21 protein-coding genes are annotated in these 20,003 nt (G+C 62.1%); 15 read left to right on the top strand and 6 right to left on the bottom strand.

The window, feature by feature from the left end; translation table 11 throughout:
- Positions 1–21: 21 nt before the first annotated feature.
- From ABQU90_RS18360 to ABQU90_RS18335, 6 genes are all read left to right on the top strand, one after another.
- Entirely contained in the window at positions 22–789 is a 768-nt protein-coding gene (locus tag ABQU90_RS18360) for an SDR family NAD(P)-dependent oxidoreductase (protein WP_323523522.1), read from the top strand.
- Positions 790–896: 107 nt separating this feature from the next.
- On the top strand, positions 897–2,363 hold the full coding sequence (locus tag ABQU90_RS18355; protein WP_323523521.1) for an aldehyde dehydrogenase family protein: 1,467 nt from the start codon (positions 897–899) through the stop codon (positions 2,361–2,363).
- A gap of 74 nt (positions 2,364–2,437) precedes the next feature.
- A complete protein-coding gene (locus tag ABQU90_RS18350) occupies positions 2,438–3,184 on the top strand; it encodes an SDR family NAD(P)-dependent oxidoreductase (protein WP_323523520.1) in 747 nt (248 codons plus the stop codon).
- A gap of 107 nt (positions 3,185–3,291) precedes the next feature.
- Entirely contained in the window at positions 3,292–4,221 is a 930-nt protein-coding gene (locus tag ABQU90_RS18345; RefSeq protein ID WP_323523519.1) for an amidohydrolase family protein, read from the top strand.
- A gap of 246 nt (positions 4,222–4,467) precedes the next feature.
- Positions 4,468–5,079 (top strand): FMN-dependent NADH-azoreductase, encoded by a 612-nt coding sequence (locus ABQU90_RS18340; protein WP_323523518.1) that lies wholly within the window; start codon positions 4,468–4,470, stop codon positions 5,077–5,079.
- A 515-nt stretch (positions 5,080–5,594) separates the two neighbouring features.
- A complete protein-coding gene (locus ABQU90_RS18335; protein WP_323523517.1) occupies positions 5,595–6,650 on the top strand; it encodes an LLM class flavin-dependent oxidoreductase in 1,056 nt (351 codons plus the stop codon).
- On the opposite strand, the gene ABQU90_RS18330 is transcribed toward ABQU90_RS18335, so the two are convergent.
- On the bottom strand, positions 6,637–7,581 hold the full coding sequence (locus tag ABQU90_RS18330; protein WP_349783481.1) for a LysR family transcriptional regulator: 945 nt from the start codon (positions 7,579–7,581) through the stop codon (positions 6,637–6,639). The genes ABQU90_RS18335 and ABQU90_RS18330 overlap by 14 nt on opposite strands.
- An 81-nt stretch (positions 7,582–7,662) precedes the next feature.
- Here ABQU90_RS18330 and ABQU90_RS18325 point away from each other — a divergent pair, with 81 nt between their 5' ends.
- The 4 genes from ABQU90_RS18325 to ABQU90_RS18310 all read left to right on the top strand — a co-directional run bounded on the left by ABQU90_RS18325 (position 7,663) and on the right by ABQU90_RS18310 (position 11,874).
- Positions 7,663–8,301 (top strand): DsbA family protein, encoded by a 639-nt coding sequence (locus ABQU90_RS18325; protein ID WP_323523515.1) that lies wholly within the window; start codon positions 7,663–7,665, stop codon positions 8,299–8,301.
- Positions 8,243–9,235, top strand: a complete 993-nt coding sequence (locus ABQU90_RS18320) for an MBL fold metallo-hydrolase (protein WP_323523514.1) — start codon at positions 8,243–8,245, stop codon at positions 9,233–9,235. Before ABQU90_RS18325 ends, ABQU90_RS18320 begins: the two co-directional genes overlap by 59 nt.
- Before the next feature lie 4 nt (positions 9,236–9,239).
- Positions 9,240–9,650: a nuclear transport factor 2 family protein gene (locus tag ABQU90_RS18315; protein WP_323523513.1), complete on the top strand. Its 411-nt coding sequence runs from the start codon at positions 9,240–9,242 to the stop codon at positions 9,648–9,650.
- A 664-nt stretch (positions 9,651–10,314) separates the two neighbouring features.
- The gene (locus ABQU90_RS18310) at positions 10,315–11,874 is read left to right on the top strand and encodes a GH39 family glycosyl hydrolase (RefSeq protein WP_323523512.1); all 1,560 of its coding nucleotides are present in this window, start codon (positions 10,315–10,317) and stop codon (positions 11,872–11,874) included.
- Between the two features lie 121 nt (positions 11,875–11,995).
- Here ABQU90_RS18310 and ABQU90_RS18305 read toward each other — a convergent pair whose 3' ends face one another.
- Positions 11,996–12,268 (bottom strand): metal/formaldehyde-sensitive transcriptional repressor, encoded by a 273-nt coding sequence (locus ABQU90_RS18305; RefSeq protein WP_055847097.1) that lies wholly within the window; start codon positions 12,266–12,268, stop codon positions 11,996–11,998.
- A 65-nt stretch (positions 12,269–12,333) separates the two neighbouring features.
- Here ABQU90_RS18305 and dmeF point away from each other — a divergent pair, with 65 nt between their 5' ends.
- A complete protein-coding gene (gene dmeF / locus ABQU90_RS18300; protein WP_323523511.1) occupies positions 12,334–13,329 on the top strand; it encodes a CDF family Co(II)/Ni(II) efflux transporter DmeF in 996 nt (331 codons plus the stop codon).
- 79 nt (positions 13,330–13,408) lie between these two features.
- On the opposite strand, the gene ABQU90_RS18295 is transcribed toward dmeF, so the two are convergent.
- Positions 13,409–14,236 (bottom strand): ferredoxin--NADP reductase, encoded by an 828-nt coding sequence (locus tag ABQU90_RS18295; protein ID WP_323523510.1) that lies wholly within the window; start codon positions 14,234–14,236, stop codon positions 13,409–13,411.
- Positions 14,237–14,271: 35 nt separating this feature from the next.
- On the opposite strand from ABQU90_RS18295, the gene ABQU90_RS18290 reads away from it, so the two are divergent.
- The 4 genes from ABQU90_RS18290 to ABQU90_RS18275 all read left to right on the top strand — a co-directional run bounded on the left by ABQU90_RS18290 (position 14,272) and on the right by ABQU90_RS18275 (position 18,075).
- A complete protein-coding gene (locus ABQU90_RS18290) occupies positions 14,272–15,270 on the top strand; it encodes an ABC transporter ATP-binding protein (protein WP_115529432.1) in 999 nt (332 codons plus the stop codon).
- Positions 15,267–16,079: an ABC transporter permease gene (locus tag ABQU90_RS18285; RefSeq protein ID WP_323523509.1), complete on the top strand. Its 813-nt coding sequence runs from the start codon at positions 15,267–15,269 to the stop codon at positions 16,077–16,079. Before ABQU90_RS18290 ends, ABQU90_RS18285 begins: the two co-directional genes overlap by 4 nt.
- Positions 16,080–16,207: 128 nt before the next feature.
- Entirely contained in the window at positions 16,208–17,146 is a 939-nt protein-coding gene (gene panE / locus ABQU90_RS18280) for a 2-dehydropantoate 2-reductase (RefSeq protein WP_323523508.1), read from the top strand.
- A gap of 413 nt (positions 17,147–17,559) precedes the next feature.
- Positions 17,560–18,075 (top strand): hypothetical protein, encoded by a 516-nt coding sequence (locus ABQU90_RS18275; protein ID WP_055847079.1) that lies wholly within the window; start codon positions 17,560–17,562, stop codon positions 18,073–18,075.
- Positions 18,076–18,352: 277 nt separating this feature from the next.
- On the opposite strand, the gene ABQU90_RS18270 is transcribed toward ABQU90_RS18275, so the two are convergent.
- From ABQU90_RS18270 to ABQU90_RS18260, 3 genes are all read right to left on the bottom strand, one after another.
- The gene (locus ABQU90_RS18270) at positions 18,353–18,763 is read right to left on the bottom strand and encodes an acyl-CoA thioesterase (RefSeq protein WP_323523166.1); all 411 of its coding nucleotides are present in this window, start codon (positions 18,761–18,763) and stop codon (positions 18,353–18,355) included.
- A 304-nt stretch (positions 18,764–19,067) separates the two neighbouring features.
- Positions 19,068–19,394 (bottom strand): thioredoxin family protein, encoded by a 327-nt coding sequence (locus tag ABQU90_RS18265; RefSeq protein WP_115529435.1) that lies wholly within the window; start codon positions 19,392–19,394, stop codon positions 19,068–19,070.
- Positions 19,366–19,851, bottom strand: coding sequence for a flavodoxin (locus ABQU90_RS18260; protein ID WP_115529436.1), 486 nt, complete (start codon positions 19,849–19,851; stop codon positions 19,366–19,368). The genes ABQU90_RS18265 and ABQU90_RS18260 overlap by 29 nt, the downstream gene beginning before the upstream one ends.
- Positions 19,852–20,003: the final 152 nt, after the last annotated feature.

Raw genomic sequence — 20,003 nt, 5'->3', positions numbered from 1 at the left:
GCACGCCTCGAGGAAAAGACAATGGCGGAAAATACAACCAAGTTAGCAATGATCACAGGCGGCGGCCGCGGACTCGGCCTTAGTACTGCACTGGCCCTTGCACGCAACGGGGTCGATCTGGTCCTGACCTACAAGTCGCAGGAAGACAGCGTGCGTGAGGTCGCGCGCGAAGTGGAGCAGCTTGGCAGAAAGGCAGCGGTGCTTCGACTCGATACCGCCGAGATCGGCTCCTTTCCCGCGTTCGTCAAGGAATTACGTGCAAGCTTGGCCACAACATGGTCGCGCGGCTACATCGATTTCCTGGTGAATAACGCAGGTATCGGTCTGGCAGCGCCAATCGAACAAAGCACGGAGGCCATGTTCGATCAATTGATGGCAGTCCATCTCAAGGGTGTTTTCTTCCTCACCCAATCGTTGCTGCCGGTCATCGCAGATGGTGGCCGCATCATCAATCTGTCGAGTGGATTGACCCGCTTCGCGCTGCCGGGGTATGCGGCCCACGCGATGATGAAAGGCGGCATCGAGGTCTTCACCAGCTATCTGGCCAAGGAACTGGGCCCGCGCGGCATCACCGTCAATGTAGTGGCACCAGGCGCCATCGAGACCGATTTCGGCGGTGGTGTGGTGCGCGACAACGCAGGGCTCAACGCGCTGATTTCCGCGCAGACCGCGCTTGGTCGTGTGGGCCTGCCAGACGACATTGGACCGGTGATTGCCGGACTGCTGTCAGAAGGCAATGGCTGGATCAACGCACAACGCATCGAAGCCTCTGGCGGCATGTTCATCTAGAACGTCGCGCAATCAGTGTGGCAAAAAAACGCGCCGCGGCACGACCGTGGCGCGATGAATCTCGACGTCCGCATTCAAGCATCTGACCAACCCGATAAAGGTGTGAAATGAGCACAATTCAAAATCACGGCTACTTTTCCGGTGGCCAATGGAAACAGTCGTCCGGCAAGACCCCCTTCGATGTGTTCGAGCCTTACAGCGGCAAGCTGATGTCGCATGTTGCCAACTGTGGCGCGGATGAAGCGAATGCTGCCATCGAAGCCGCCCAGCAGGCGTTTCCGGCATGGGCGGCGATGCCGCCTGCCAAGAAGGCCGCGTTGTTTCTGAAGGCAGCCGCCATCTATCGGCAACGCTCGGAAGAAATCGCAGATATCCTGTCGCGTGAAACAGGTAGCACCATTTCCTTTGCACGCTTCCAGCAAAGCCTGGTCGTCCAAAATCTGGAAGCGGCGGCGGGCTGGATCTACAACCCCAAGGGCGAGACCTTTCCGAGCGATGTCGCCGGTCGCCTGTCCTTCAGCATCCGTCGCCCGCTCGGAGTCATCGCCTGCTTCACTCCCTGGAATGGGGCCAATATCCTGTCCTGGCGTGCAGCGCTTGGGCCGCTTGCTGCAGGCAATACGGTCATTATCAAACCATCGGAATTCGCGCCGGTTTCGGCAGGACTGATGGTTGCGCGCATTACCGAAGAAGCCGGCTTTCCTCCCGGTGTCATCAACGTCGTGCCGCATGCGCCTGGCGGCGCCGGCGTGATCTCCGATGCAGTATTCGCATCGGCACATGTGCGTGGCATCAATTTAATCGGCGGCGTGCAGACTGCGCGGATACTCGCAGAGCGTGCCGGGCGCACGCTCAAGCGTACCGTGCTGGAATTGGGCGGCTACAACCCGCTGATCGTACTGGACGATGTGAATGTAGATTTTGCGGTGCGCACCGCAACGTTCGGAGCATTCTTCCATCAAGGACAGATCTGCATGAACACGCGCAAGATCATCATTGCACGCGAGCTGCACGATGAATTCCTTGAAAAGTTCATCCAGCGCGCCCGTCAGCTCCCCATGGGCGACCCATCCAATCCTGCCACGCTGATCGGGCCGCTGATCAACAAGGCTGCGATCGAGAAAGTCCACAAAGGTGTCGAGGAAGCCGTCGCGATGGGCGCGCGAATCGAGACGGGCGGGACATTCGAGGGCCAGGTCTATCAACCGACCATCCTGACCAATGTTCCCTATGCGGCGACCATCTCCAATGAGGAGACCTTCGGTCCGGTGGTGATCGTCGAACCCGTTGATACGGTCGAAGATGCTGTCACGGTGGCAAACCGTACTTCTTATGGCCTGGTTGCCTCGATCCTGAGTGGCGACACCTACCGTGGCCTGGAACTGGCACCGCGGATCCAGGCCGGCGTGGTCAACGTCAATACCGCAACGGTGAACGATGAGGCGCATGTGCCGATGGGTGGCGTGCGCGATAGCGGGTGGGGTCGCACCGGGCCGGATTGCATGAATGATTTCACCGATACGATCTGGATCAACGCCCGTCACAGCAAGAACGAAGAGCAATACCCATTCTGACCGTAGTGCGAAAGCACCGCGCCGCTGGCTGCGCTTGTAGTGCGCACTGAAGATTTGCGTTCAAGGAACCCAACATGAAACCGATGAAATCGAGTCACGATGGCCGCGTTGCCATCGTGACAGGCGCTGCCCGCGGGATTGGTCAAGCCATTGCAGTCAAACTCGCCGCGCATGGCGCGCGGCTGGTGTTGGTAGATATCGAGCAAGCACACGACACCGCTGGCATGCTCGCCGGCGATAGCCTGATCGTTACCGGCGATGTCACGAGCGCTGCGGATTGGGAGCGCATCGACCAACACGTTCAACAGCGCTTCGGCCGCACCGACATTGTTGTGAATAATGCGGGCATCGGCAGTCCGAAGCCTATCGACGAGTTGGACTGGGAGCAATGGAAAAGGACCTTCTCCATCAATCTCGACGCGCACTTTCTGAGCGCCAAGCAGTTCGTGCCGCAGATGCGGAAGAACCACTGGGGCCGCTTCGTCAATATATCGTCCAACTCCATCGGGCTCGCCATCCCCGGCATGAGTCACTACATGGCCTCGAAGATGGGAGTCATCGGCTTCGTGCGTGGGTTGGCCAACGATGTCGCCGATTCCGGCATCACTGTCAATGCCGTACTTCCGTCCATCACCAACACGCGCCTGACGCAAGACATGCCAGAGGAAGAGAAACGTCAGACCTGGCAGCACCAGGCGATCAAGCGCTTTGCCGAGCCGGAGGATATTGCGGGCTCCGTGTGCTTTCTCACCAGCGATGATGCAGCGTTCATTACTGGCCAGGCGCTTCCGGTGGATGGCGGGCAGTACAAGATTTCCTGAGAAGCGCGCACTCGTCACCGATCAGGCGGCGAACCTTCAAATGCTCAAAGCCAGGCCGCGACGACATTTCTACCATCTCGTGTCGCGGCATACACCAGGGAACCGCCATGTCATTCAACAAGATCGACACCCACCAGCACTTCTTCCCTAAGGTCTATATCGACGCGGTCGGCATGGATGTCCTTGCAGCGCAGATGCCGAACAAGCGCGCACCCGAGTGGTCGCCTGACAAAGCAATCGCAATGATGGATGCCGCTGGCATCGCCGAAGGCATCTTGTCGGTGTCGTCGGTCCCGATGACGGACCGTCAGGGAACGATCGCGCGTGGCTGCAACGAGGCCGCGGCCGATCTACGCCAGAACTATCCAGGCCGTTTCGGCGCATTTGCCAGCCTGCCATTGCCGGACCTGGACGCAAGCCTCGCGGAAGTCGCCTACGCCATGGAGACGCTCAAGGCCAACGGTTTCATCGTTTTCACAAGCTACGAAGGCGCGTACCTTGGCGACGAGCGCTTCACCCCATTATGGGAAGAACTAAACCGCCGTAGCGCGGTGGTGCTGATTCATCCGAACGAGCCGTCCTACAGTTTGCCTGTCGTGGCGCCGGCGTCCGTCCTGGAATTTCCGTTCGAAACCACGCGCACCGCTACCAGCCTGATGATTGCCGGAGTGCTGTCGCGCTTTCCCGGGATCCGTTTCATTCTGTCGCATGCAGGCGGTACGCTGCCGTTCCTGTTCCCGCGTATCGCGCTCAGCTTGCAGATGATGCCGGGTGTCATCGACCGGATCGGCGACCCGGCGCAGGCATTTCGCGCCTTCTATTACGACACCGCGCTGGCGGCGGGCGCGGCGACGTTTGCCGCTCTTGCGCAGGTGGCAGATCCTGAGCGCATCCTGTTCGGGACCGATTTCCCGATGACACCGGACGTCGGCCTCGACACATTCAGCGCGGCGCTTGAAGCCATGGAGGTCACCGGGCTATCGCGTCCGGCGATCTACCGCCAGAACGCCGCTCGCCTACTTGGGAGAACGCCGTGATGCTTAGCCGTCACACACCGCGTGACGTGCTGTCACCTGACAGGTGGTGGTTTGCGCGCCGTGTTGCACGCTCCTGTTGGCTAGAAGCCGTATGGCTCTGAAGCGAGCCGGGTAAACAGCGTTGTGCGGCACCAAAGAGCGCGGCGTGTTCGAAGCGCCTGCAACCGATGTTGATCGACAAAGTTCAGCAAGATCTAAAGCTTTTTTCTCACCATTGCCGCAACCTCGCGGCCAAAGGATCGACCCATGACCACCATTTTGCATATCGACTCCAGCATTCTTGGCGCGTACTCCGTGAGCCGCGCGTTGACGGCTGCCATCGTCGCCAGGCAGCAAGCGCTGCATCCCGACACCCGCGTGATTCGGCGCGACCTCGTTGTCGAGGCGGCCATGCATCTGTCCGGTGCGCATCTGGCTGTCTATCAAGGCGGGGAAGTCGGTAGCCCGGCGCTCGGCCAGGATCTAGCCACCGGCAGCGCTTATCTGGACGATCTGTTTGCCGCCGATATCATCGTGATTGGCGCGCCGATGTACAACTTCTCGATTCCCTCGCAGCTTAAAGGCTGGGTCGACCGCGTCAGTGTCGCAGGACGCACCTTCAAGTACGGCCCCAATGGTCCAGAAGGTCTGGTCCACGGCAAGCGGGCGTTTGTGGCGTCTACGCGCGGCGGCGTCTATACCGGCAGCAGCCCTGCTGCCAGCCTCGACCACCAGGAAACCTATCTGCGTGGTGCACTCGCCTTCATCGGCGTGACTGACCTCACCATCATTCGAGCGGAAGGTCTTGCGCTGGGCGACGATTCCAAAGCCACCGCCATCGACGCGGCCCATACGCAGATTCAAGCACTCGCTGCCTGAGGTACGTAACGTCGGTGCCCGCGCGCGTCACAACGTCCATCGGCCTACTGTGTTCTGGTCTGCGCCATCGGCGGCATCGAAACGTCCTGAGTCCTTTGATGGTGGCGCGCGAGGCTACCCCTGGTTGTCGGGCAGACATCCCGAGAGCCAGATGTAGCCAGCATTTCCATCATCAAGGCAGCTCTCGACCTGCTGAGCGGGGCCCTACATGTGGCCTCGCTGCTGTCGCCAAGGAAACTGGACTGACTTTCATCACGTACATCGTAATCGCAACCCAGCACAGGAAGCTGCCCAAGGCAGAGAACGCGATGTGGCTGCCAGTGTGGTGATTCGGCGGTCATGCTGAATGCGATGGCGGCACAGCGGCCTTGCCTAGATGAGCGAGGTAGTCGGCGGCCTCCCATCAAGCATTGACGTTGATCGCAAGCAAGACAGGCTTACCAGCGGTGGCCTGCGATACACCAAGGGCGAGACCAGCAAAAATTAAATGTAGAACTCGACTGAGAGGAATTTCCATGGAAATCGGAATCGACAGTTTTGCCGCAACCATCCCCAATCCGGCGACAGGGCACATGGTGTCGCCCACGGACCGGATGGCTGCCCTGCTTGCGGAGGTGGAAACTGCCGACCGCGCTGGCCTCGATGTGTTCGGCATCGGCGAACATCACCGCCAGGAGTTTCTGGATTCCGCGCCCGTTGTCATTCTTGCAGCCGCGGCAGCCCGCACGGAACGCATCCGGCTCGCCAGCGCCGTCACGGTACTCAGCGCGGCTGATCCGGTGCGGGTTTTTCAGGAATTCGCGACGATCGATCTGATCGCCAAGGGTCGCGCAGAAATTGTCGTCGGCCGCGGCTCATTCGCCGAAGCCTATCCCTTGTTCGGTTTTGCGATGGAGGATTACGACGCACTGTTCGCGGAGAAGCTCGACCTGCTGCTGAAACTGCGTGGCGACACTCAGGTCACCTGGCGCGGGCGCTTCAGACCGCCGCTTAGCGGTCAGGGCGTCTTTCCGCGGCCGCACCAGACGACGATACCGATCTGGCTCGGCGTTGGCGGCACGCCGCAATCGTTCGTCCGCGCGGGCAGCCTGGGTTTGCCGCTGATGGTTGCGATCATCGGGGGTAGCTTCGAGCGCTTTCGACCGCTTGTCGACCTGTACCGGGAAGCGGGCCGCAACGCAGGACATGCACCGGACGTGCTCAAGGTAGGCATCCATGCCATGGGCTTTGTGGGGGACACCGATGCCGATGCGCGGAATGCGTTTTTCCCAGGTTGGGCGCACATGTTTACCGAGATAGGCCGCGAGCGGGGTTGGTCGACCGCCACACGCGGTCAGTTCGACGCGATGTGCGGCCCTGGCGGCGCTTTTCTCATCGGCGACCCGCACACAGTGCGCGAGAAGATTCTTGCAGCGAATGAGGCGCTCGGCGGTATCGCGCGCCTCACCTTCCAGATGAGCTCCGCCATGCTGGAGCCGGAGGCCATGCAGCGTTCGATCGTCTTGCTCGGCACTGAGGTGGCGCCTGCGGTCAAGGCCGCACTTGGCAAACCGCGACTTAGCGTTGGGTAGATTGTCGCAAGGCTTCTCGCTCGACCAGCATGTCCACAAATGCGCGGACCTTGGTCGGGCGATAACGGGCAGCAGGAAATACCGCATGAATACCGCCCGAAGGCAGGCGCCAATGCGGCAGTACTTCAATCAGGCGCCCTGCAGCGAGGTCCGCTGCCACTACATAGTCTGGAAGCACGGACAAGCCGGCACCCTGGCACACCGCTTCGCGCACCGCCATCGTGGCATCCAGAAAAATGGATGCCTGCACGTGTACCACCTGGGTCTGTCGCTGATTCGACGAGAAGGTCCACCGCAAATGATCACGCAACGCAGTGTTGGCGACAAAGGGCAGCGAGATGATCTCAGCCGGGCTATCGAGCGTTGCAAGCTCTGCTGCCATGGATGCGGAAGCGACAAGCAGCTGGCGGAAGGTGCCAATTTTTCGCGCTTGCTCGCTTGTTTCGGCCAGCCATCCGACCCGGATGGCAACTTCGATATGACTGGACATCAAATCCAGCGTTTGGTCGCTGAGCACCGCATCCACCTTGCACAGGGGATAGCGCTTGGTGAATGCAGCGATCGCAGGCACTACCACGCCCACGCCATAGTCGAACGGTGCAGTGAGCCGCAACATCCCCGACGGCTCGGCGGATCGATCGGCCAAGCCGTCAAACGCGTGCTCGGCCTCGCGCAGAATCGATGCGCAGCGCGCGTAGAACTCCTGCCCCACTTCGGTGGCTTGCACTTTACGCGTGGTGCGCACCAGCAGAGAGGTTCGGAACTCGCGTTCCAGTCGAGCCACTTGTTGGCTCACTACCGCCTTGGTAATGCCCAGACGCTCGGCCGCAGCGGTGAACGAGCCGGTTTCCACCACGGCGACGAAGTACGCCAGGCGGCGGAGATTGCCGAGGTCGCCGGGTCCATCTCCCATTTGATTGGATGCTTTCAACATACGATGCATTTACCACGTATGTATTTATCGATCAATGATCGATCCCTAGGATGGGTCCCACAGTCACAAGGAAAGCGCATGAACACCACCTTGCACTATCTGTTCGACCCACTCTGCGGCTGGTGCTATGGCGCAGCGTCGACCATTTCCGCACTGGCCACCGCGCCTGGCATCGCTGTCCAGCTGCAGCCTTCCGGGTTGTTCGCCGGCAAGGGTGCACGGGCGATGGACGATCAATTCGCCGCGTTTGCCTGGGCGAACGATCAGCGCATCGAACATCTGACCGGGCAGCGTTTCACCGAACGTTATCGCCAGCAGGTTCTCGGCGATCGCCAGCACCCCTTCGACAGTGGTGCAGCCACATTGGCGCTGACCGCTGTCTCCCTGGTAGCACCGGCACAGCAACTGATGACGCTGACGGCCATTCAACAAGCCCGTTACGTCGAGGGGAAAGATGTAACCACCACTGCCGGGCTGGTCAGGCTTCTAGAAGATCTACACCTTGCGGACGCCGCCACACGGCTGGCGCAGGCAGATGCCGAGCTTCTCGCCGTGGATCGGACGCGCATTGAAGGTGCGCAAGCACTGATGCGCGAGTTCGGCGTCCAAGGCGTACCGACGTTCATCGCAGAATCCGGCGGGAAGCGATGGCAGATCGATGCACATGCCGCCTACACCGATCCAAGCGCATTCGTACGTCAACTTCAGGCCGCTTGAAAACACCGTTGCATCTTTCCAAAAGGAACGAATCATGACGACACGCAGAGAGCTCATCAAAACCATTGCCGTGGCAGGTATCGCCTCAGCCGTCCCCGCCGTCAACACTGCAATCGCCGCACAGGCGCCTTTAAAGCTGCAGCATTTTCCCGCGGGTGAAAACGGGTTTTTTCGCGCCCCGGTCCTGATCTCCGGCGCGCGCGACGCGGTGCTGATCGATGGAGGCTTCACGCTACCCGATGGCAAAGCGCTGGCTGATGCAATCAAGGCCGGTGGCAAAACGCTGACCACCATTTACGTCAGCCAAAGCGACCCTGACTATTACTTCAGCCTGGGCCCGATCAAGGCCGCGTTTCCGGATGCACGCATCATCGCCGCATCTGCCACCGTTGCGGCCATCAAGCATAGCGTCGAGAAAAAGCTTGCGACCTGGGGTCCCCAGCTCAAGGAGAACGGGCCGCAGACACTTGCAGACATCGTCATGCCGGACGCATTCGATGGCAACGCAATCCCGCTGGAAGGTCAGTCCATCGCAATTGTGGATGCAGACGGCCTGGCCAACCGCCGTTACCTCGCACTCAAATCGCTCGATGCGATCTTCGGTGGCGTGCTGGTGTTCTCTGGCGTGCATGTATGGACGGCCGACACGCCGAGTACGGAAGGACGTAAGGCATGGATCAAGACACTGGATGCGATGGCGGCCCGCAAACCGGCGCTGGTGATTCCTGGACATATGGCACCGGGCGCCGCGACCGACGTGTCGGCGATCCACTACACGCGCGACTATTTGTTGGCATTCGAAGAAGAACTGGGCAAGGCGTCCAATAGCGCCGCGCTCATCGAGGCCATGACCAAGCGCTATCCGGGAGCCGGCATGGGCACGGCACTGCAGATCGGTGCGAAAGTCGCCAAGGGCGAGATGAAGTGGGGTTGATCCGATGAAGACCAATCTGGACATCATCCGGGCAACCTATGAAGGCTCTTCCGAAGAGAACGGCAAACACCTGTCCGCAGCGCTAGCGCCTGAGGCCACCTGGACAGAGGCGGCAGGCTTCCCTTACGCGGGGACCTATACCGGTCCCGCAGAAGTCTTCGAACAGGTGTTTCATCGGCTGGCGACCGAGTGGGTGGGCTACAAGGCCGAGGTCCATACGTACTTGGCCGACAGGGACTACGTCGCAGCATTTGGCGCGTATTCCGGCACCTACGCAAAGACCGGAAAATTCATGCGCGCAACCTTCGCGCATCTGTATCGGCTCAAGGACGGCAAGATCCAGAGCATGGAGCAGTATGTCGATAGCTTGATGGTTCACCAGGCGATCGCAGTTGCCGAAGAACCGCAGGGTTAGCAGCAGATCTGCAGACGTGTTGGTGCGGGCAGTGGTCTTGACGATGTCTGGCATCGTCAAGACCACGTTCGAAAGACCACGGCCGATTGCAGCTGCGCGCCCGAGTCAGCCAGATTGCATTGGCCAAGTGGTCCACGCTGGCGATCGCGATGATGTAGAGCAGCTAGCAAAACGACTGTACTCACCGTCAGGCGGGTGCGGCCGGTGCTCGGTGCGGCATGGAACACGCGTCCATACCGGTACCTACGCGCAATGCACACCCCTGACGATTGCTCGCTAGGTTTTATTAGTTGCTCTTAGGTGCTCACGCGCTGTAGCGAAGTCGATCAGCTACGACAGGGCTCCGGCAGCGATCACGCCGAGGTGCGCCGCCGCTGCCAAGCATTTTTTCTGCAAAGAGTGCTAGGACAATCTGCACTCACACACAATCGCATCGCGCTGCTGCAATGGCGGCGCTGCTGCTCGCCTCCTGCAACGGATGCGACCGCTAACGAACGCGACTGCGCGCATCCCTGCGCACGAACATCCCATGGCTAGCCGCGATAGTCAGCACACGCATTCCGTTATTCTTGAGCGCCCGGCGACGGTTACCAGCAAAACGCCTGCACGCGTCATCGCGCACCGGCGTTTGCATAGGCCGCTGCACACACCATCAGGAGAGACGATGCGGTTACCCATCTTGCTTGCGATGACGCTGGCCTGCAGCACGGCATTACCGGCGCCGGCGCATGCCGCTGCACCGCGCGACATTGCAGTGGATCTCTCCACCGCCGGCAAGCCGGTGGATCGCTTCGCCACGCTGTCGGTGGGCTCGGATTTTCCGGGCACGCTGATCCGCGCCGACACGCAGGCGCATCTGGTGCCTGCTGTGCAGGAACTGGGATTTCGCTACATCCGCTTCCACGATGTCTTCCACGATGCGCTTGGCACCGTCAAAGAAGTGGACGGCAAGCTGGTGTACGACTGGACCAAGCTGGACCAGCTGTACGACGCATTGCTGGCCAAGCGCATTCGCCCGTTTGTCGAGCTGGGCTTTACCCCAAGCGCGATGAAAACCTCCGAGCAGACATTGTTCTACTGGAAGGGCAACACCTCGCATCCGGATCCGGCCAAGTGGACCCAGTTGATCGATGCGTATGTGCGGCATATCCGCGACCGCTACGGCGCCGATGAAGTACGGCAGTGGTACTTCGAGGTGTGGAACGAGCCGAATTTGAAGGACTTCTGGGAAAACGCCGACCAGCAGGCTTACTTTGATCTGTATGCCAACACCGCGCGCACCATCAAGGCGATCGACCCGCAGCTACGCGTCGGTGGCCCGTCCACTGCCGGCGCGGACTGGGTGCCGGAGCTGCTGGCCTTCGTTGCCAAGAACAAGCTACCCATCGATTTCGTCACCACGCATACCTATGGCGTGGACGGCGGTTTTCTCGATGAAGACGGCAAGCAGGACGTCAAGCTGTCCGCATCGCCGGATGCCATCGTGGGCGATGTGCGTCGCGTGCATGCGCAGATCAAGGCATCGCCGTTTCCGCAGTTGCCGCTGTATTTCACCGAGTGGAGCAGCAGCTACACGCCGCGCGATTATGTCCACGACAGCTATATCAGTGCGCCCTACATATTGACCAAACTCAAGCAGGTGCAAGGGCTGGTGCAGGGCATGAGCTACTGGACCTATACCGATCTGTTCGAAGAACCCGGCCCGCCGCCGACGCCGTTCCATGGTGGGTTCGGGCTGATGAATCGCGAAGGCATTCGCAAGCCGGCGTGGTTTGCCTACAAATATTTGAACGCGCTGCAGGGCCGCGAAATTCCGCTACCCGATGCGCATGCGCTGGCAGCGGTGGATGGCAAGCGCATCTCCGCGCTGGTGTGGGATTGGCAGCAGCCGGTGCAGGCGGTGAGCAATACGCCGTTCTATACCAAACTGGTGGCCGCCACCGAGAGCGCACCGCTGCAGTTGCGCATGACCAACGTGCCCGCAGGCAATTACACCTTGCAGGTGCGCAAGACCGGCTACCGCCGTAACGACCCGCTGTCGCTGTACATCGACATGGGTCTGCCCAAAGCCTTGGACCAGACCCAGTTGACCCAACTGCAGCAGGCCACACGCGACACGCCCGAGCAGGACACTCGCATCCGTGTCGGCGCCGATGGCCTGGTAGAGGTCAATGTGCCGATGCGTAGCAATGATGTGGTGCTGGTGACCTTGCAGCCGCTCTGAGCGATGCACCGCCGATGCTGCCAGTCACGTCATCGCCGTGGCTGGCAGCGCGCAGGGATGGACGCGGCGATTGGCGCCGGTGCGCAGGTAGTCCGCGCACGGTATCAGGCCAGCAGCGGCGTCACTTCAGATAGGTCTTGAGGATGGCGGCGACATCGTCGACCGCCAGCTCCCGGTCGCCCAGCGCATCCGGCGCGGCCACGTGATGCTTGAGATGCTCGCTGAGCAACTCGACCATCAACCCCTGCGCCGCACCACGGAACGCGGCGACCTGGGTCAACAGCGCGGTGCAGTCCACATCCTGCGCCAAGGCTTTCTCGAGCCCTTCCACCTGCCCGCGGATCCTGCGCACGCGCGCCAGGAGCTTGGATTTATCGTGGTTCAGATGTGACATTGCCCTATACCCCACGGGGGTATCTCAGATACCCTATGGGGGTATCGTAGCCAGAGCTCACACCGATGTCGATCACGCCCACCGCGCCCCACTGCGCGCAGTCGCACCGCTTTGCCAGCACCAACCCGCTGGCCGAGCGCAACACCCGCAAGGCCGTGATCCTGACCGTGGTGATGATGGTGGTGGAGATCGTCGGCGGTTGGACACTCAACTCCATGGCGCTGCTCGCCGATGGCTGGCATATGAGCTCGCATGCGCTTGCATTGGGGTTGGCGTTGTTCGCCTACCGCTTTGCGCGGCGGCATGCCATCGACCCGCGCTTCACCTTCGGCACCTGGAAGGTCGAGGTGCTGGGCGGCTACAGCAGCGCGCTGCTGTTGCTGGGCGTAGCCGGCCTGATGGCCTTCCAGTCGGTGGAACGGCTGTTCTCGCCCCAGCCCGTCCAGTATCAGGAAGCCACGGTCATCGCGGTGATCGGCCTGCTGGTGAATCTGATCTGTGCGTGGTGGTTACGCGACTCGCATGCGCACGGGCACGATCACAGCCATGGGAATGAGCACGCGCATCATGGTCACGGTCATGCGCATGGTGAGCATGATCACCACCACGACGGTCACGCCGATCTGAACCTACGTGCCGCGTATCTGCACGTGGTCGCCGATGCCGCCACCTCGGTGCTGGCGATCGTGGCCTTGGTCGCCGGCATGCATTGGGGGGTGACGTGGCTGGACCCGCTCATGGGTATCGTCGGCGCGGTGCTGGTCACCGTGTGGGCGTGGGGACTGCTGCGCAGTACCGGCCGCGTGCTGCTGGATGCGGAGATGGACGCGCCGGTGGTGGCGGAAGTGAAGCAGGTCATCGCCGAGCTTCCGCATGCGATCACCATCGCCGACCTGCATGTGTGGCGCGTCGGCAGCGATCGCTACGCCTGCGTGCTCAGCCTGGTCACTGACGCAGACATCGATGCGGACCTGGTCCGCGCTGCGTTGCAGATTCACGAAGAACTGGTGCACATCACGGTCGAGCTGCAACGCCCGCCACTGCACACAGCGCGGGCATAGCCTCGCGCGTGTGCAACCGCAGGCACGCTGCATGACTGTGCAGCGCGCCTGCGGTTGCCGGCGCCATCGCCGGCGGTCCTCAGGTCTTTGCCGGTGGCGGACTGACGTATTTTTCGCGACGAATCTGCGCGTTCGGCAGACCGGCGGCCTTCAGTGCCTCGACGCAGGTGTCCACCATGTCCGGGTTGCCGCAGAGATAGGCGATATCGGTCTGGGCATCGGGCGCGAATTCGGGCAGATGCTGCTGCACATAGCCGTGCCGCACATCGGCATGCGGCGAGTCAGGCAGCTCGCGCGACAAGCACGGCACGTAGCGGAACTGCGGGTGCGCGTCGGCAAACGCGCGGAAATCCTCGCCGTACAGTAGCTCGGCCGGGGTGCGCGCGCCCTGCAGCAGGACCACCTGCACGCCACGGCTGGCGATCGCCTCGGCCAGCAACGGCAGCATCGACCGGTACGGGGTGACCCCGGTGCCGGTGGCGATCAGCACATAGCGCTGGTTGGCATCGCCCGGCGGCAGGCAGAAACGGCCGTAGGGGCCGCTAGCCTGCAACTGGTCGCCGATCTGCAGGCCTTCGAACAGCGCGGTGGCCGAGCCGCCGGGCACGAAGCTCACCGCGATATCCACCGCCTCGCCCGGTCCCAGCGCGTGATCGTGGATGGTCGCCAGCGAATAGCTGCGCTTGGTCGGGGTGCCATCGGCGCCGCTGAAATGGATCTGGATGAACTGCCCGGGCTGGAAATCCAGCGGCTGCCCGTCGTCACGCACGAACTGGCAGTGGGCCACGGTGGGCGCAATCATGCGCCGGTCGACAAGCTTGAGGGGAAATTGAACAGGCACGAACGTATTTAGGACAGTCTGTGATCGGGGCTTGCCCCCGCGGGCTTCTATAATAACGGCCTGCAACTCGCTGCGCCGTCACGCTGACGCGAAGGAACACCTTGAATTCCCCATCTCCGATCACCGCACCCGCCCTGCGCGTGTGCGATCTGCGCAAGACCTACGACAACGGCACCCAGGCGCTCAAGGGCGTGTCGCTGGATGTGGCGCCAGGCGATTTCTTCGCCCTGCTCGGCCCCAATGGCGCGGGCAAGTCCACCCTGATCGGCATCATCAGCTCGCTGGTGAACCTGTCCGGTGGGCAGGTGGAAGTGTTCGGCACCGATCTGGTCGCCCATCGCAGCGAGGCGATGCGGCTGATCGGCCTGGTGCCGCAGGAGGTCAACTTCAACCTGTTCGAAAAGCCCTTCGACATCCTGGTCAACTACGCCGGTTTCTACGGCATGCCGCGTGCGGAAGCCGAGCGTCTGGCCGAAGTGGAGCTGCGCCGCGCACACCTGTGGGAAAAGGCCCAGGTGATGAGCCGCACGTTGTCCGGCGGCATGAAACGGCGGTTGATGATCGCCCGCGCGATGATGACCCAGCCGCGCCTGCTGATCCTGGACGAGCCCACCGCCGGCGTGGATATCGAGATCCGCCGCGATATGTGGCGCGTGCTGAAAGAGATCAACGCCGCCGGCACCACCATCATCCTGACCACGCATTACCTGGAAGAAGCCGAGCACCTGTGCCGCAACCTGGCCATCATCAACCACGGCCAGATCGTCACCCAGGGGCCGATGCGCGAGCTGCTGGCCAAGCTCGACGTGGAAGGCTTCCTGTTCGACATCGACGGTGACCTGCCCACGCAGCTGCCGGCGATCGAGGGCACCACGCTCACCGCCATCGACAGCCACACGCTGGATCTGGACATGCCGCGCGCGATGGACCTCAACCGCGTGTTCGCCGCGCTAGGCGATGCCGGCATCCGGGTGCGTTCGATGCGTACCAAGAGCAACCGGCTGGAAGAATTGTTCGTTCGTCTGACCGGACCCGGCGAAACCCTCGCCGACCCGGCTCCTGCTACAGCGGCGCCCGTGCGCCCGGCAGGTCACCCATGAGTTCCCCGGAGCCTTCGATGTCCGCTGTTCCCGCAACATCCCGCCAACGCAACTGGATTGCGCTGGGCACCATCGTGCGCCGCGAAGTGCAGCGCATCCTGCGCATCTGGGGCCAGACCCTGGTGCCGCCGGCCATCACCATGACGCTGTACTTCCTGATCTTCGGCGGGCTGATCGGCTCGCGCGTGGGCGACATGGGCGGCTACACCTACATGCAATTCATCGTGCCGGGCCTGGTGATGATGAGCGTGATCCAGAACAGCTACGGCAACATTTCATCGAGCTTCTTCGGTGCCAAGTTCGGCCGCCACGTGGAAGAACTGCTGGTCAGCCCGATGCCCAACTGGGTGATCCTGTGGGGCTATGTGTCCGGCGCGGTACTGCGCGGGGTAATGGTCGGTGCGCTGGTGCTGATCATCGCCATGTTCTTCACTCCGGTGCGCATCCCGCATCCCTTCGTGACGCTGACTACCGTGCTGCTGGGCGCGATCATCTTTTCGCTGGCCGGCTTCGTCAACGCGGTGTACGCCAAGAAGTTCGATGACGTGGCGATCGTGCCCACCTTCATCCTGACCCCGCTGACTTACCTGGGCGGTGTGTTCTATTCGGTCAAATTGCTGCCCGGCTGGGCCGAGGCGGCCACGCATGCCAACCCGATCTTCTACATGGTCAACGCCTTCCGCTACGGCCTGCTCGGCAGCTCCGACGTGCCGATCTGGGTGGCCTACGCGCTGATGCTGGGTTTTGTCGCCGTGCTCAGCGCGCTGGCGCTGTGGCTGCTGCGGCGTGGCGTGGGGTTGCGTAGCTAACGCCGGGCACGGATTTTATTGGGAACGCCGGTTGCTGGCTGACGCGCTTCCCCCCATCCGCCCTTCGGGCACCTTCCCCCGCCTGCGGGGGAAGGGCAAAACCAGATTGACTGAGGACAGACCACTTCATGCGCATGCTCATTCTCGGCGCCGGCGGCACCGGCGGCTACTTCGGCGGACGTCTGGCGCAGGCCGGCGTGGACGTCACCTTCCTGGTGCGCGATGCGCGTGCGGCGCAGTTGCAGGCCGATGGCTTGCGCATCCGCAGCCCGCTGGGCGATGCGGATCTGCAAGTGGCGCATGTCACCGCCACTGCTTTGCCGGCGCTGGTGGCCCAGCGGCCGTTCGACCTGGTGATGCTCAGCTGCAAGGCTTACGACCTGGATAGCGCGCTTGAGGCGATTGCACCGGCCGTGGGCGAGCACACCACGGTGCTGCCGATTCTCAACGGCCTGCGCCATTACGCGGCGCTGGACGAGCGCTTCGGCGCGGCGCGGGTGCTGGGCGGGCTGTGCTTCATCAGCGCCACCAAGGGCGAACACGGCGAGATTCTGCATCTGGGCAAGCCGGCGGCGATCACCTTTGGCGAGCGCGATGGCAGCGCAGACTCGGCGCGCGTGCAGGCGTTTGCCGCAGCGTGCACGCAGGCGGGTATTGACCATGTGGCCAGCACGCAGATCGCGCAGGAGCAGTGGAATAAATACAGCTTCCTCACCGCACTGGCAGCGGCCACCTGCCTGATGCGTGCACCGATCGGCGCGATCGTCGCCACCGACGATGGGCGTGCGTTGATCAACGGCGTGTACAACGAATGCCTATGGGCCGCCGATGCGGCCGGCCAGACGATTCCCGAGCCGGCGCGTGCGAAAGCTTTGCAGACCTTGTTGCAGGTGGATTCGCCGTTGAAGGCGTCGATGCTGCGCGATCTGGAAGCCGGCCAGGATGTGGAAGCGGCGCAGATCGTTGGCGACATGCTCAAGCGCGTGCGCGAGACCGGTCGCAATGCACCGCTGTTGATGGCGGCGAATGTGCATCTGCAGGCGTATCAGGTGTTGCGGCATAGCTGAGGCTGTTGGAGTGCGTGCGAGCGGTTGGGCTACGTGTAAACCGCACCCCCATCTGCCCTTCGGGCACCTTCCCCCGCAGGCGGGGGAAGGGAGCGGAGAGCGGAGAGCGGAGAGCGGAGAGCAAGGATGATGGTAGCTACACGGCACTGGGCCGATGGTCTCCGTCTCCACTACACCTCGTTGCTCTGGCACGTCCCTTCTCCCGCTCGCGGGAGCTACACCTCGCTGCTCTGGCACATCCCTTCTCCCGCTCGCGGGAGCTACACCTCGCTGCTCTGGCATGTCCCTTCTCCCGCTCGCGGGAGAAGGTGGCGCAAAGCGCCGGATGAGGGCGCGCCGGGTTCGCGTAGCCTTCGCGCTGCAACGACGCGTTGCCCACGATGCTCTGCGTCCCATTACCCGCGTCGCCTCCCATGAAGCTGCTCAGCCACCTGTTCCGTGCCGGTCACTTCGTGATCCTGGCGTTTTTCGTGCTGTGCGCGGCGGGGCTGGTGGGGATGGCCGGCTTGGAGTTGTGGCATGGCTTCACCCCGGGCGGCGACATGGTGGTGCGCGACCGCTTCAACGTGGTGCTGGAAGCGATCGGCCTGCTCACCGTGGCATTGGTGACGCTGGAGCTGGGCCAGACCATCTTCGAAGAAGAGATCCTGCGCGACGTCAAAGTCAGTGGCCCCACCCGCGTGCGCCGCTATCTGTCGCGGTTCTTCGTGGTGATCGTGATTGCGTTGGCGATCGAAACGCTGGTATCGATCTTCGAGCTGATGCACGAGGACCCAGCCAAACTGCCGTATGCCGCTGCCGTCGGCCTGTGCGCTGCGCTGTTGCTGATCGCCTGGGGCGTGTTCGTCAAACTCAATCGCAGCGCCGAAGAACTGGAACCCGAAGCGATGGAAGAAACCAAGCGCGAGGACCGCGAGGTCCAGGAATAGCAGCGGCGATCTGGCAACTGCGCAATCATCGAGCGGGTGTGGCTGCGGCGAGTGCCGGGTGCGCGCTGCGGTGCGTGCGCCCTCGCCGCTTGCAGCCGACGAGTGCTCGCGACGCTGTGACCGCGCTGGTCCTGATCAGCTAGCGCCAGCAGCTGGCAACTGCGCAATCATCGAGCGGGTGTGGCGGCGGCGAGTGCCGGGTGCGCGCTGCGGTGCGTGCGCCCTCGCCGCTCGCAGCCGACGAGTGCTCGCGAGGCTGTGACCGGGCTGGTCCTGATCAGTTAGCGCCAGCAGCAGGCAACGGCGGCACCATCGTCGGCTTGCCATCGGCATCCAGGGCGATCATCACGAAGTGCCCGCGTGTGCACAGCTCACGCGCGCCACTGAGCAGGTCTTCGGCGATCAGCTCCACTTCCACCTTGATCGAACTGCGGCCAACCGACACCACCCGCGCGATGGTTTCCACCATTTGGCCCTGGCGGATCGGCAGCTTGAAATCCACCTGGTCCGAGCGTGCGGTCACCACCGCACGCCGCGCATAGCGCGAGGCTGCCAGAAACGCGGCCTTGTCCATCCACGCCAACGCCTGCCCGCCGAACAGCGTGCCCATGTGATTGGTGTGGTTGGGGAACACGATTTCGACCATGCGCACTTCGGTCGGCGGTGGCGTCTGCGGGCTGTCTGACATGGCGGATTCCGTTGAGAGGATTGGTTGGTCGATGCGTGCAGACGCGATTGCAGCAGCGGCGGCGCCGGGAAGCGGCGCGATGGGCGCAGCGGCGTGCGCGAGCGCGCAGTGCAGGCCATGCCGTATGGGCGGGCACCGGCATCCGGCTTGCGCGTGGCGGCCCGCCGATTGACAGCTGCATGCAGGTGCACCGCGCATCCATCGCACGGGTGGTGCGATGGGTGGTATCGGTAATGCCCTCGCGGCCGGGGCCGCTCCTACAGGAGCGCTAGGCCGTGCTGGCACGTGGCGCGCAGACGCAGGTTCAGAGGCTGGTCTTGACCGCGGTCTCTACCTGCGCCGGCGACTGGAAACCAGGCAGGCGCGCCACTTCGCTGCCGTCGCGGTACAGCGACAGAGTTGGGGTCTGGCGCAAGCCGAGATCCCGAAAGAAGTCATGACCTACCACTTCCAGCTTGACCTTCAACAAGGCCACGCCACTGGCGGCATCACTTTTAGCAAATCTGTCCAGCGACATGTCGAGCATGCGGCAGCCAGGGCAGTCGTCTTTATAGAAATCCACGAGCGCACGCGGGTGGGCTGCCAAAGTGGCTACGTAGTGTTCAGGCGAGGTGACTGTAATGGTTTGCATCTTGGGGACTATGTTGGCAATGGGCCAGGACTTGATCAGTCCAGGTAGCGATGATGTTTGCGTCACTTACACCGTGAGGCATCTGCTCGATTGTCAGAACGGGAAAGGTACTGGCGAAGAACTGTGCAATGCGGTGGACGGCGCCGCAATAGTACTCCTCGCCCCACTGTGTTTCGCCAGTGCCAAAAACCGCCACGTGTGAAGGCTTTCCCACCAGCTTTACCATATCAATGATGAAAGACTTCATTTCCGCCGGCGTGCGCCCTCCGTTGTCCGTCCAAGTGCCAAGCATGAACAGGTCATATTGACTTGGCGGAGCTGGCGCATCAGCAAGCGTCTGCATGTCGGTCTCAATCCAATCCAGTGCCAATCCATGCTCTGCGCAGCGAGCGCTGACCAACCTTGCTACGTCGCGGGTATTGCCACTAAGCGATGCTACGGCAAGAAGGATCTTCATAATTTGATTTATTCACTATGGCATTACCGGCGCTCAAATGAGGCGCTGTAACAGCCTTCATTGACAGCTGTAGGGATCATTTCCAACTCCAAAGCAACACAGCAACTCAGATTGGGGCGTCGGTACACCGACGCCCCTCCCATTTACCCAGT

The organism is Xanthomonas sp. WHRI 10207 (assembly GCF_040202975.1).
Taxonomy (GTDB): Bacteria; Pseudomonadota; Gammaproteobacteria; order Xanthomonadales; family Xanthomonadaceae; genus Xanthomonas.
Note: the sequence above shows the minus strand (reverse complement) of the source record. Positions and strands in the feature narration are given on the sequence as shown.